Origin of the sequence: Rhodococcus sp. JS3073, assembly GCF_026810085.1 — a bacterium.
Classification (GTDB): Bacteria; Actinomycetota; Actinomycetes; order Mycobacteriales; family Mycobacteriaceae; genus Rhodococcus_F; species Rhodococcus_F wratislaviensis.
Genome location: NZ_CP113951.1, coordinates 5,058,950 through 5,071,938 on the forward strand (window position 1 = coordinate 5,058,950; position 12,989 = coordinate 5,071,938).

Sequence of the window (12,989 nt, forward strand, 5' to 3'; positions counted from 1 at the left end):
TTCACTTCCTCCGGATGATCAGTTCGCCGTAGCGGCCGACGGTCGCCCGCTGGGTGGCGCCGATGTGCGTCGTCGACAGGCCTTCGTCGACGATCGCCGGGCCGTCCACTACGTCTCCGGCGCACAGTGTGTCGCGGTCGTACACGTCGGCGGTCTGTGCTCCTTCGCCGTCGGCGTCGATGTCGCCGAGGTAGCGCAGGACCGTCGTCCGGACCGGTTTCAGCGGGGCGTCGCCGCGCTGCGGGACCTCGGGGTAGGCGACCTTCTGGGTGTCGAGGACCGCCCGCACCCGGAACGTCACGCCCTCGACTGGCATCGATTCGAATCGGTTGCCCGACCGGTTCTCGTAGGTGTCGTGGAAGGACTGGACCATGGTGGTGATCGCGTCGGCGTCGATGACGCCGTCCGGAACCGGGACGAACGGTGTCTCCCAGCTCTGCCCGGCGAGGTGGGCGTCCATGCTGCGGTGGAACGTCACACCGGTACCCTCGTCGAGCCCTTCGCGCAGTTGCGATTCCATCTCGCCGAACAACGTGTCGATCGCCGGGGCGGCCTCGGGCGTGAGCAGCATGTAGGCGCTGCGGTTGGCAGTGAACACCTGGTCCGCGGACAGCAGGCCCAACGCCGAGAACAAGCCCGGATTCGGTGGCACGATCACCTGCTTGCAATGCACCGTGTCGAGCACCGCGGGCAACAGCATCGGGCCGGCCGCGCCGAAAGCGACGAGGCTGTAGTCGCGGGGGTCCACACCGTTCTTGATCGCGACGTTGAACACGCCCTCCGCCATGTTGTTGACGGCCATTTCGTAGGCGTATCGGACCTTCTGCGCCAGCGTGAATTCCGAATCGAGATTCTCGAACGCCTGCAGGGACAGTGCCGGATCGAGGTTCACCGCGCCGCCGGCGAACCGGGCGGGATCGATGATCCCGATCATCAGGCAGGTGTCGGTGGTGGTCGGCTGGGTGCCGCCGCGTCCGTAGCAGGCGGGACCGGGGGAGGATCCTGCGCTGTCCGGGCCGACCTGAATTTCGCCCGCAGGCCCGATCGCGACGATGCTGCCGCCGCCGGCACCGATACTGGAGATGTCGTTCGCCAGTGCGTTCACGACGAGGTCGTGCTCGAGTTCGAAGCTGGTGTTGACGAACGGCTCACCCGCCGTGACCACACTGATGTCGATGGACGTGCCGCCGACGTCCGCGCAGAGCAGGTTGTTCTCGCCGATCAGCCCGCCGAAGTGGGCACACCCGACGGTGCCGGCAGCAGGACCGGAGAAGACGATGCGGAAGGGCAGTTCCATCGCGCGACCGGACGGAACGAGGGTGGCCGCGCAGTCGGCGAAGTTGAGCTCACCACTGAACCCGAGGTCGGCGAGGCCCTTCTCCAATTTGGCCGTGTAGTCGGTGTAGATGATCTTCATCAGCGTGTCGATCACCGTGGTCGACGCCCGGGCGTACTCCTTGGCGAGCGGGGAGACCTCGCTGGAGATCGAGCAGGGTACGTCGCCGAGAATCTCGCGGACCAGCTCGCGGAGACGTACCTCGTGCGCCTGGTTCACGTAGGCGTTGATCAGGCAGATGGCGACACCGGTGACGCCGCAGCTTCGGAGCACTTCCAGTTCGGTGCGGGCCTGGGCTTCGTCCAGCTCGAAGAGCACGCCGCCGTCGGCGGTGATCCTCTCGTGGATGCCGCGCCGCAGGTACCGCTGAACCAGCGGCCGCGCGGCGTCACCGAAGCTTCGCCGCCAGCGCGAGTCCAGGATGGCGTGCGCCGGACGCCACACCCGTCCCATGTCGAGGATGTCGCGGTGCCCTTCGGTCGTGAGAAAACCGATCTTGGGCAGCCGCCGAGTGATCACCGCGTTCAGGCCGTGTGTGCTCGCGTGGTTGAACACACTGGCGTCCTCCACGCCGAGCGCCGCGGCACCCTCGAGGACCGGCCCGAACACCTCGGCGTAGTCGGTGGTGACCTTCGCGGTCTTGATCTGTCCGTCGCGTAGTGCGACAACGTCGGTGAACGTGCCGCCGACATCGACTGCAATCATCGTGGAATCCTTCGTTAGAGCAGGTCGGTGAGAAGTTGGATCGGCCCGAGCCGGGACCACGGTGACCGGTCCAGGGACAGCAGGCAGTTCTGACATTTGAGGACCTGGAACCAGCCACCCTCGGACACCACGGGGTAGCGGCGGAGTTCCTCGGCGCCGCATCGTGGGCAGTTGCCGTCTACGGGGGTTCGTTCGAGAACCAATGTCGTTGGGGTGTCGCGATCTTCGGTCATGGTGGGCACAGCTCCATGTGTTCGGGGGCGGCCACAACGCGGATGCGCTGGTCGTCACGACGGTAGGTCCGATGGGATATGCGTCACAATCCTTCTGGCGAAGGCCGACGTCCACTTTCCGCACGAAGAAAGTCGGCATACGTGCGCGACCTGCACAAACTCGTGAATATGATGTATTATCCGTAGTCGAGCCGTTCGAGGCCGTCGGGCTACGACGGTCGGAGGAGGTAACAGCGCGTGCATCGCCGACACGCCGGCGCGGACCGGCAGCTCAGCTTCCGCACGGCGGATCTCGATACCGCACACGCGCAGGTCGCGGAGACGTTTGCGGGCCACGACGTCCACGTTCCGAACAGCCGAGAACTCGATTTCCGACTCGATCTCGCTCCTGCGCCGCGGTTGACGATCGGCCGGATGTCGTACGGAGCCGCTGCGACCCTGACCGGGCCGCCGATGCGGCTCTGTTACCACGTCAATCTGCCGGTGACGGGTGAGAGCACCGTGGAGCAGAGTGGCGTGCGGCGAAGCTTCGTCGCCGGCGAAGCCGGTGTGGCGTTCGGTCCGCAGGCGCCCGTGCTGGTGCAGTGGAGCGCGGACTCCTGGCAGTACCACATCAAATTGCCGAAGGATCCGCTCGAAGCACATGCAGCGAAGTTGGCCGGACGCCCGATCGGGGAGGAGATCCGGTTCGACCTGACATTCGACCTGACGTCCAGCGCGGGGCAGGCGCTCGTCGCGACTGCCGGTTTCCTCTATGCCGAGCTCTCCAGGCCGGACGGCATCTCCACGATTCCGGCGGCCTGCCACGAGCTCGAGTCGGCCCTCATGACTCAACTGCTGATGACCGTGCCGAGTCAGCTCACCCCGGAGTTGCACGGAAAGCCCGCCCACACCCGGCGATCCAAGATTCGCGAGATCGTGGACTACGTCGACCGGCATCCGGAGGACGAGATCACCACCGCCGATCTCGCGACGATGGCCGGAGTCAGCGAGCGCGCGCTGCAGGCGGGTTTCCGGGAGGTGGTGGGAATGTCGCCGACCGCGTACCTGCGCGGCGTCCGGCTCGACCGGGTGCATCGCGAACTCATCTGCGGCGCACCGGGATCTGTCACCGACGTCGCCGCGCGGTGGGGGTTCTTCCATCCCGGCCGCTTCGCTCAGCAGTATCGAGCGCGGTTCGGATTCCTACCCTCGGAAACTGTGCAGCGCGCCCGGCGCTGACAAAAGAGACGGGCGCGGCAGGCTTCGAATCAGCCCGCGTTCGCCTCGTCGTCGGCATCCCACAGCCCGCGCTGCTCGAGTTCCTCGATCAGGTGATCTGCGCCGTCCAGGATGTGCGATTCCATGAGAGCCTTCGCTCGCTTGCCCGCACGCTTCCGCAGGGCCTCGAGCAGGACGGGATGCTCCTCTTGCGTGGTGGTGATGTGGCCCTCGATGGTGGCGTAGAAGCGGTTCGGAAGATTCGCGACGACGGAGCCCAGGAGACGGGCAAGGCGCGGAGAGTCCGCGGTCAGATTGATCTTGCGGTGGAATGCGTGACCGAGGGAGGCGATACGGTCGGTGTCGCCCTTGGTGATGGCGTCCTGGTGCTGCTGGAGGATTCCCTCGAGCTCGGCGATCTGCTGGGGTGTGATGTTCTTCGCGGCCCGGGCGGCCAGTTCACCGGCCAGTTGCGCCTGAGCCCAGAAGAGGTCGCGCACGTCCTGCTTCGTGAACGGGGCCACGACGAAGCCGCGCCGGGGAACCATCTCGACGAAGCCTTCGCTCCGGAGCGCAAGGAGTCCCTCTCGCACGGGCGTCGTGCTGACTCCCACGGCTTCGGCGATCCGCTCGATGCGGAGGAAATCGCCTGCACGCACCTCGCCGGAAATGATCATCTCGCGTACGTACGAGGCAACTTCCTCTGGAAGTTGCTGTCGCCTTGATCTGTCATTCAGGGCCATCGTCGGTCGCACCTTCCCGGATTCAGAGACTCGACATAATGTACCATTCGCGCCCCGCCCGGCGACCGCAGCGCCCGGTTGAGCCGATCTGCCGGCCGCTGTCGTGCGGCGTCGCCCCGTTCCATGAGTCGATGCTCGAGCCACCGCTGGGAACCGTGTCCATATGGACATAATCCACAACACATCATATATTGCTGTCACTGTGATCCAGATCGCATGCGCCGCGGCGGGTCGGTGGTTCCTACCGGACATGCGCGCGGACACGTCGACGAGTCGAGTGAGAGGGACCTGATGACCGGTACGAAGGATGGGACGGCGCGGGCAGGATTGCGCCCGTATCAGATTGCCACCGTTCTCTTCTGCATGTTCTTGAACATGCTGGACGGCTATGACGTCCTCGTCATGGGTTTCGCGATGCCGCACCTACCGGACGGTTTCGCTACCAATCCGCAGAAGGGGTATCTGATCAGCGCCGCGCTGGCCGGCATGGCGGTGGGCGCGATCGGCCTCGCCCGTTTCGCGGATGTCATCGGCCGACGGCGCGTCCTGTTGGCCGGCCTTGCCGCCAACACGGTCGGGCTGGCGGCGTCGGCGCTCTCGACCGGTTTCGAGACGCTCCTCGTGACCCGGTTCGTCACGGGCATCGCGATCGGGACCATCAGCGTCGTCATCATCGTCCTGTGTCAGGAGGTTGTCCCGCCCAATCGGCGAAGTGTGGCGCTCGGACTGGTCATGATCGGCTACCCGCTCGGCACGACGCTCGCCGGCTTCGCCGGCGCGGGCCTCGTCTCCCTGGCCGGCGGGGCATGGCAGGGCATGTTCTGGATCGGCTCGGCGCTGGGGGTCCTGTCGTTCGTCGTGACTGCCGCGTTCCTCCGGGAATCGGAGGACTTCCTCGCGCGGAAAGGCGCGAAGGAGCAGCCCGATCCGGCAGTCGCCGCACCGCAGGACGCGACCCGTCTGCTCGGCAGGGAACTGCGATCTCGCACCGTGCTCCTGGCGTTCGGGTACTCGATGCTCACCGCCGGGTACTACTTCGTCAGCACCTGGACACCACAGCTCATCAAGAACGCCAGTGGTGACGCGGGCAGCGGCGCTCTCGCCGGGATCATGATCAGCTTCGGTGCGGTCGTCGGGGGATGCTTGTTCGGCGCATTCGGGTTGCGATTCCCCGGGGCGCGGATCGCGCTCGTCACCTCCGTCGTGTCCGCCCTGGCCATCGCGGGTTTCGCGGTCACGCTCCAGGGCCCGTTCGCACTGGCGATGGCCGGGTTGCTCGGTGGCGGCACCTACGCCGCCATGTCCGGGTACACCTCGACCTCGACCGCGGTTTACCCCGTGCTCGCACGCGCCAAGGGATACGGCGCGATGATGGGCGTCGCGCGCGGTGGAGCCATTCTGTCGCCGATCATCGCGGGTTACGCACTCAGCGTGATGACACCGCGCGCGATGTACCTTGCAGTCGTCGTGCCCCTCGTGCTGGCGGCGGTCGTGGCGACGGCCCTCATGCGCGTCACCCGTGCCGTCGAGACCGAGGCGTCGAGGGTGGAAACCCGCCCACTCGTCTCTCCCGAGTAGCCGAAGGACCGCCCGGGATCCTCCCGGGCGGTCCTTCGCTGTCGAGCGGTCGTCCACTCAGTCGAACAGGATGACGCCGCGGATGTTCTTGCCGTCCTTCAGGTCTCGGTATCCTTGGTTGATGTCGTCGAGACGGTAGGTACGGGTGATCATGTCGTCGAGGTTGAGCTGGCCGGCCTTGTACATGTTCAGCAGCCGGTTGACGTCCCAGGTGCCGTTGGTGGAGCCGAAGACGCATCCCTGCAGCCGCTTCTGGGACAGCGTCAGGTCGGCGATCGGGATGGGCAGACCGACTCGGGAGTGTTCGCCGACGGCGGTGACGACGACGGTGCCCGCCTTGCGGACCGCGGCGAGTGCCTGGGCGACGTGTTCTGGTTCGAGCACGCCGACGGTGATGACGAGGGCGTCCGCACCCTGGCCGTTGGTGGACTGTTTGGCGAGTTCGGCCGCCTCTTCGATGGTCGCGACGGCGTGGGTCGCACCGAACGTCTTCGCGCTGTCCCGTTTGAACGCGACCGGGTCGACGGCGATGACGTGCGAGGCGCCGGCGTGCCGGGCGCCCTGCAGTGCGGCGGAGCCGAGTCCGCCGATGCCCATGACGATGACGGTGTGCCCAGGTTCGACGTTGCCGAGGTTGACGGCCGATCCCCAGCCGGTGCTCACCCCGCATCCGACGAGGCAGGCCTTGTCGAGGGGGATGTCCTTGTCGATCTTGACGACCGAGTTGATGGAGACCGTGGTGGTCTCGAGGAAGGTCGAGATGCCGCACATCTGACCGACCGGCGTCCCGTCCGTGGTGTGCACCCGGAACGTGCCGTCCGTCCAACGCGGGCCGGCAAGGATGCCGGCGGCGAGATTGCACAGGCTCTGCAGGTTGCTCGAACACCAGCGGCAGTGGCCGCAGGACGGGATCGCGGAGAAGACGACGTGGTCGCCGACCTCGATGCCCTTGTAGTTGGGGGAGGCCTTCGTGACGATGCCGGCGCCCTCGTGGCCGAGGGCGAACGGGTACATGCCGACCGGGATGTCCCCGGTGACGTGGTGGTCGTCGGAGTGGCACATGCCGCTCGCGACGAGCTTGACCTGCACCTCGTCGTCGCGGGGATCCTCCAGTTCGAGGTCGATGACCTCGAGTTCGCCGGGGATCTGCCGGATGACTGCGCCGCGGGTTCTCATGCTTCTCCTTGGGGTCGGTGGATGGGATGTACTGGTCTCAGTCGGAGAGTCGGGTGACCACGGACTTTGTCTCGAGGTATTCGGCGAGGGCCTCGGCACCGTTTTCGCGGCCCCAGCCGGACTGCTTGTAACCGCCGACGGGCATCTGCACCCCGCCCGCTCGGTGGACGTTGATGCCGATCCGGCTCGCCCGCAGCCGATGAGCGATCGAGTGGGCGCGGGCGACGTCCCGCGTCCAGACGCTGCCGGCGAGGCCGTACTCGGTGTCGTTGGCGGCGGCGACGGCTGCGTCGATGTCGGTGAACTGCATGACGCCGAGCACCGGGCCGAAGATCTCTTCGCGGATCATCGCCATCGAGGGGTCGGCGTCGACCACCACGGTCGGCTCGTAGAAGTAGCCCCGGTCGCCGATTCGCTTGCCGCCGGCCACGACCCGGGCGCCGGCCGCGATCCCGCTCTCGATGTAGCCGTTCACCCGGTCGAGGTGGCGCTGCGAGATGAGGGGCCCCAGGTCGGCGTCCGGGTCGGCGCCGTAACCGACCTTCAGGTTTCGACTGAACTCGGCGACCCCGTGGGCAACCTCGTCGGCGATGTCGCGATGGACGAACAGCCGGGAGCCGGACGTGCAGATCTGGCCGGAGTTCCAGAAGATCCCGATTCCGACGCCGGGGATCACGGTGTCGAGGTCGGCGTCCGGCAGCACGATCATCGCCGATTTGCCGCCGAGTTCGAGTGAGACCTTCTTCAAGTTGCCTGCGGCGGCCTGCACGATCTGCCTGCCGACCTGGGTCGACCCGGTGAAGCTCACCTTGTCGACGCCGGGGTGCGCGGCGAGCGGAGCGCCGACCCGGGGCCCGAAACCGGTGACGACGTTGACGACGCCGGGCGGCAGGCCCGCGTCGAGGACCAGTCGGCCGACGGCCAGCGCGGTGAGTGACGCCTCTTCGGAGGGCTTGAGCACACACGAGCACCCGGCGGCGAGCGCGGGGGCCAGTTTCTGCGCGATCGCGACGATCGGTGCATTCCACGGCACGATCAGTGCGGCCACCCCGACCGCTTCCTTGCGGGTGTATCCCTGGAAACGCAGTTCGGCGGGACCGATCTCGACGCTCTTGCCCTCGACCTTGTCGGCCCAGCCGGCGAAGTACCGGAACTGATTGACCGCCTCGCCGACCATCAGGCGCGCCTGCGAGACCGGCATGCCCGCGTCCATGCTCTCCAGTGCGGCGAGCTGATCGGCCCGATTCTCCAGCGTCTCGGCGATGCGCCACAGGATCACCGACCGTTGCTGGCCCGACAACCGCAGCCACCGAGCCTCGTCGAAGGAGCGGCGGGCGGCGGCCACCGCGGCGTCGACGTCGGCTTCGGAGCCTTCGGCGATCCGGGCCACCTGTTCTCCGGTACCGGGATCGATCGCGGGGAACGACGCGCCCTCGACCGCGGGCACCCAGGAACCGTCGATCAGCAGGCGTTCCGGCTCGATGAGTTCTTTCAGTGCCTGGACACCGCTAGTCGGCGTCATCTGTTACCTCCGAGTGGTTCTGTGACCGATCGCGCCACTGCCTATGAGCGCATAGTACAGAATATATAAAACGCATGTGATGCACCGTGCTTTGTACATCGTCCGTGACGCGGCTCACTCGGGCTGCAGCTCCGCCTGCCGGACAGGGGCACGATGGTCTTGTCCGGCGACGTCGCGTAGATCCAGGACAGCATCAGCTGTTGCGTCGGCATGCCGGCCGACTCCGACACCGCCGATGCGATCGAATCGCTGAAGAAGTTGAAGTTGCTGCGCAGCCAACCGAATACGACGGTGTGCGTCAATCACGACATCGACGATTGGAACCGGCTCCGCCTGAACGGGCGTCAGGTCGTCCAGGCGAGACACTCGACGGCCGGCCGTGGCCTCGGTGAACTGCGTGGCCGCTAGACTCGGCTGGTGGACATCCGGGACGCAGAGTACCTCGTCGCCGTGGCCGATCACGGCAGCATCACCGAGGCCGCGCGGGCGCTGTTCATCGCGCAGCCGTCGCTGTCGCAGGCGATCCGGACTCTCGAACGCGATCTGGGTGTCGAACTGTTCGATCGTGGAGGACGGAAGCTGCGGATCACCCCCGCGGGCACGTCGTTCGCGCATGCGGCACGACAGGTTCTCGCCGATGTGGAGCGGGCACGGGCCGTCGTGCACGACGTCGCCGAACTGCGGTCCGGCACGCTCACGATCGCGGTTCTCAATTCCCTTGCCGCCGATCCGCTTCCGCGGATCGTCGGCCGGTTCCACCGGCAGTACCCGCGCGTGGTCCTGGCCACGGTGTCGGCGGACGTTCCCGACGGGGTGGGGCGCGCGGTCCGGTCGGGTGAGTGCGACCTCGGGCTCACCGAACTGCTCGTCGACCACCAGGGGCTCGAGTTCAGGATGGTGGGGGAACAGGAGATCGTGCTCGCGCTGCACGCGGATCTGGCGATCGAGCTACCCGATCCGGTGCCCGTCGGCCTGCTCGCCGACATTCCGATGATCGTCGAGATCGGGTCGCGTCCACGACTGCCGGTGGACAACATCGCCGTCGAGTGTGCGCATCGTCAGTCGATGTGGGAACTGGTCGTCCAGGGCGCGGGGGCGACCCTACTCCCGCGGCGTGTCGCCGAGCAGGAACTGCCGGGGGTCGTGGTGCGCTCGCTCGCACCGCCGGAGGTGCGCACCATCGGCCTCGTCCATCGACCCGATCCGCTTCCGCCGGCCGCGGCGGCGTTCATCGCCGCGCTCGACGAGGATCACGGCTCGAGCGTGTCGAGGAACGCGCGTCCGGCCGGGGACAGCCGGGCTTCGTCGTAGATCACCCCGTACGGGGCGGTGATCGGCGGGTCGAGGGTGCAGATCCGCGCGCCGCCGACCGCGGCCCGTTCCGCGAGGGTGCGTTCCATGAAGGACATTCCCACGCCCTCGACGACGAACGCGCCGACGGCTTCCCGTTGCTCGACGACGGCCGACATGATCGTCCGGCTCCCTGCGGCCTGCAGCGCCTTCTCGATGACGGTGCGCGACGACGATTCCTTGGGCAGCCCCACCACGGGAATATCCGGAAGGTCGGCGAGGGGGAACGGATCCCGCCAGGCGATCTCGGCGTCGTGCGGAACCACCAGCCAGTACTCGTGAATTCCGAGGGCGCGTGTCGTCAATCCTCCTGCAGCGAAAGGGAAGTGACTGAAGGCGATCTCGCAGTGCCCGTCCCGGATGAGCGACGCGATGACGTCGACCGGTCGCAGGTCGGCGAGCCGGACGACCACACCGGGATACTGCTTGCGGAAAGACCCGATCAGTTCCGTGACGGGGCCTTCCGCGACGTGCGCCGACGCGCAGATGTCGAGCCTTCCGCGCGGCAGTCCCGAGACGTCGACGAGTGAGCTCTCGGCGGCCACCAGGTCTCGCACGATCTTCCGCGCGGGACCGACGAAGGCCTTTCCCGCCGCGCTGAGCACCAGGCCGCGGCCCACGCGGTGGAACAGTTCGACACCGAGGTCACGCTCGAGATTGCGCAGCCCCTTCGACAACGACGGCTTGGTGACGCCCAGGGCCTCGGCCGCGAGCGCGAGGCCGTCGTTGTCGACGGTGGCGAGAAAATACTCGACGTGTCGCGACTCCACCAGTGCAGACTACTGCGTGCGACTGTCGGGCCGCCGGTTGTCAGATGTGACGTCCGCCGGTGACTTCGAGGACGGTGCCCGTCATGTAGCTGGACAGATCGGACGCGAGGAACAGCGCGACGTTGGCGATCTCCTCGGGCTCGGCGCCGCGGCCCATCGGGACCTCCTTGAGCTTCGCCTCGATGATGTCGGCGCGCAGGGCACGGATCATATCGGTGTTCACCACGCCGGGCTGGATCGCGTTGACCCGGACCCCGAGGTGGGCGACCTCCTTCGCGGCCGCCTTCGTGAGGCCCACCATGCCGGCCTTCGCGGCGCTGTAATTGGTCTGCCCGACCATGCCGACTTTGCCCGAGATCGACGAGATGTTCACGATCGAACCCTTGCCGGCCTCCCGCATCGCGATCGACGCGATCTGGGTGCCCAGCCACGCGCCCTGCAGGTGCACGTCGATGACGGAGCGGAAATCGGCGAGCGACATCTTGCGCAGCGTCGCGTCGCGGGTGATGCCGGCGTTGTTGACCCACACGTCCATCGCGCCGAACGCGTCGAGCGCCGTCTTCCCCAGGTTCTGCATCTGATCCGGATCGGTCACGTCGCAGGCGACGGCGACGGCCTGGAAGCCGTCGGCCTCCAGCTTTCCGGCGGCGGCCTTGACGTTCTCGGCGTGCATGTCGCCGAGGACGACGGACGCGCCCTCACTCGCGAACTTCCTGGCCATCTCGAAACCGATGCCCTGGGCCGCGCCCGTGACGACGGCGACCCGTCCCTCGAGAAGTGTCATTGATTCTTCCTTCCTCAGTTGTACGAACGCAGCAGCCCGCGGCTGATGATCTGTTTCTGAATGTCGCTGGTTCCCTCGCCGATGAGCAGGAACGGTGCCTCCCGCATGAGGCGTTCGATCTCGTATTCCTTGGAATAGCCGTAGCCGCCGTGGATCCGGAAGCTGTCCTGCGTGACCTCCGAGCAGAACTCGCTCGCCAGGTACTTGGCCATCCCGGCGGCGACGTCGTTGCGTTCGCCGGAGTCCTTGAGCCGCGCGGCATTGACCATCATCAGGTGTGCCGCCTCGACCTTGGTCGCCATCTCCGCGATCCGGAAGGCGATGGCCTGGTGTTCGGCGATCGGCGACCCGAACGTCTCCCGTGTTTTTGCATATTTCACGCCGAGTTCGAATGCGCGCTGGGCGATCCCGCACGCGCGGGCGGCGACGTTGACGCGGCCGACCTCGACGCCGTCCATCATCTGCCGGAAGCCGCGGCCCGGGTCGCCGCCGAGGATCGTGTCGGCGGCGGCCCGGTAGCCGCTGAACACCATCTCGGTGGTGTCGATGCCCTTGTAGCCCATCTTCTCGAGCTTCCCGGGGATCGTGAGCCCGGGCAGCACCTCACCGAACCCGGCGGGCTTCTCGATGAGGAACGCCGTGAGGTTGTCGTGGGGCTTGGCCGCACCCTCCTCGGTGCGGACCAGCACCGCCACCAGCGTCGACGACCCGCCGTTGGTCAGCCACATCTTCTGGCCGTCGATCACGTAGTTGCCGTCCGCTGCCCGGGCCGCCTTGGTCCGGATGGCGGCGACGTCGGAACCCAGTTCGGGTTCGGACATCGAGAACGCGCCGCGCAGTTCACCCGTCGCCATGCGTGGCAGGTAGTGGGCCTTCTGTTCGGGTGTGCCGTGATTGGCGATCATGTGCGCCACGATGAAATGGGTGTTGATCACCCCGGACACGCTCATCCAGCCCCGCGCGATCTCCTCGACGCACAGTGCGTAGGTGAGGAGGGATTCCCCGATGCCGCCGTACTCCTCGGGGATCGTGAGCCCGAACAGGCCCATCTCCTTCATCTGCTCGACGATCGCCGTCGGGTACGTGTCGGAGTGTTCGAGCTCCTGCGCCTGCGGGATGATCGCCTTGTCCACGAACTCGCGTACCGCCGAGACGATCTCGCCCTGGGTGTCCGTGAGCCCGGCGGTCTGCGCCAGTCGTGTCATCGTTCCACCTGTCCCGTATTCATCATTTCTCCGTGCTCTGCTCGGCGTGCACGTCGTTCAGACGGTCGCGCAACGCGGACCGCAGGACCGCACCCCGTGGGGACAGGGGCAACTCGTCGACGAAGACCACCTCGCGCACCTTCTTGTACGGCGGCACCGTGGCCGCCACGAACTCGATCAGTTCCTCGGCGGTGATGCGCGCCGTGGTTTCTGCCACCACGAAAGCGACGGGCATCTCCCCGACCCCGGGAACGGAGCGGCCGACCACCACGACGTCGAGAATGCCTCGTCGTGACAGCAACAGCTGTTCCAATTCGTGCGGATCGACGGTGTAGCCCTTGTAGAGAAGTGCGTCCTCGGGTCTGCCAACCATGTCGAATATCGAGT

General features: G+C 66.8%; 13 protein-coding genes. 4 read left to right on the forward strand and 9 right to left on the reverse strand.

Annotation, left to right across the window (positions count from 1 at the left end; translation table 11 throughout):
• Position 1: 1 nt before the first annotated feature.
• Together OYT95_RS22825 and OYT95_RS22830 are read right to left on the reverse strand one after the other, a co-directional pair.
• The gene (locus tag OYT95_RS22825; RefSeq protein WP_268789174.1) at positions 2-2,041 is read right to left on the reverse strand and encodes a hydantoinase/oxoprolinase family protein; all 2,040 of its coding nucleotides are present in this window, start codon (positions 2,039-2,041) and stop codon (positions 2-4) included.
• 14 nt (positions 2,042-2,055) lie between these two features.
• Positions 2,056-2,274 carry a hypothetical protein gene (locus tag OYT95_RS22830; RefSeq protein WP_052032999.1) on the reverse strand — a complete coding sequence of 73 codons (219 nt, stop codon included), beginning with the start codon at positions 2,272-2,274 and terminating at the stop codon, positions 2,056-2,058.
• A gap of 237 nt (positions 2,275-2,511) precedes the next feature.
• On the opposite strand from OYT95_RS22830, the gene OYT95_RS22835 reads away from it, so the two are divergent.
• A complete protein-coding gene (locus tag OYT95_RS22835) occupies positions 2,512-3,495 on the forward strand; it encodes an AraC family transcriptional regulator (protein WP_268789175.1) in 984 nt (327 codons plus the stop codon).
• Between the two features lie 29 nt (positions 3,496-3,524).
• Here OYT95_RS22835 and OYT95_RS22840 read toward each other — a convergent pair whose 3' ends face one another.
• On the reverse strand, positions 3,525-4,217 hold the full coding sequence (locus OYT95_RS22840; protein ID WP_081792293.1) for a GntR family transcriptional regulator: 693 nt from the start codon (positions 4,215-4,217) through the stop codon (positions 3,525-3,527).
• 291 nt (positions 4,218-4,508) lie between these two features.
• Between OYT95_RS22840 and OYT95_RS22845 the strand changes: the two genes are divergently transcribed.
• Complete coding sequence (locus OYT95_RS22845; protein WP_037229881.1) at positions 4,509-5,795, forward strand: MFS transporter; 1,287 nt, start codon at positions 4,509-4,511, stop codon at positions 5,793-5,795.
• A gap of 57 nt (positions 5,796-5,852) precedes the next feature.
• Here OYT95_RS22845 and OYT95_RS22850 read toward each other — a convergent pair whose 3' ends face one another.
• Positions 5,853-6,971, reverse strand: coding sequence for an NDMA-dependent alcohol dehydrogenase (locus OYT95_RS22850; RefSeq protein WP_268789176.1), 1,119 nt, complete (start codon positions 6,969-6,971; stop codon positions 5,853-5,855).
• Between the two features lie 37 nt (positions 6,972-7,008).
• Entirely contained in the window at positions 7,009-8,493 is a 1,485-nt protein-coding gene (locus OYT95_RS22855) for an aldehyde dehydrogenase family protein (protein WP_268789177.1), read from the reverse strand.
• A gap of 210 nt (positions 8,494-8,703) precedes the next feature.
• Here OYT95_RS22855 and OYT95_RS22860 point away from each other — a divergent pair, with 210 nt between their 5' ends.
• Positions 8,704-8,901 (forward strand): hypothetical protein, encoded by a 198-nt coding sequence (locus tag OYT95_RS22860; RefSeq protein ID WP_128640941.1) that lies wholly within the window; start codon positions 8,704-8,706, stop codon positions 8,899-8,901.
• Positions 8,902-8,910: 9 nt separating this feature from the next.
• Positions 8,911-9,804, forward strand: a complete 894-nt coding sequence (locus OYT95_RS22865; protein WP_128640942.1) for a LysR family transcriptional regulator — start codon at positions 8,911-8,913, stop codon at positions 9,802-9,804.
• On the opposite strand, the gene OYT95_RS22870 is transcribed toward OYT95_RS22865, so the two are convergent.
• From OYT95_RS22870 to OYT95_RS22885, 4 genes are read right to left on the reverse strand one after another with little or no spacing between them, the layout of a single operon-like run.
• Complete coding sequence (locus OYT95_RS22870) at positions 9,744-10,613, reverse strand: LysR family transcriptional regulator (protein ID WP_128640943.1); 870 nt, start codon at positions 10,611-10,613, stop codon at positions 9,744-9,746. The two genes, OYT95_RS22865 and OYT95_RS22870, sit on opposite strands and share 61 nt — an antisense overlap.
• A 40-nt stretch (positions 10,614-10,653) precedes the next feature.
• Entirely contained in the window at positions 10,654-11,397 is a 744-nt protein-coding gene (gene fabG / locus OYT95_RS22875) for a 3-oxoacyl-ACP reductase FabG (protein ID WP_037229875.1), read from the reverse strand.
• 14 nt (positions 11,398-11,411) lie between these two features.
• Positions 11,412-12,602: an acyl-CoA dehydrogenase family protein gene (locus OYT95_RS22880; protein WP_268789178.1), complete on the reverse strand. Its 1,191-nt coding sequence runs from the start codon at positions 12,600-12,602 to the stop codon at positions 11,412-11,414.
• A 22-nt stretch (positions 12,603-12,624) separates the two neighbouring features.
• Entirely contained in the window at positions 12,625-12,975 is a 351-nt protein-coding gene (locus OYT95_RS22885; protein WP_009475779.1) for an AMP-binding enzyme, read from the reverse strand.
• Positions 12,976-12,989: the final 14 nt, after the last annotated feature.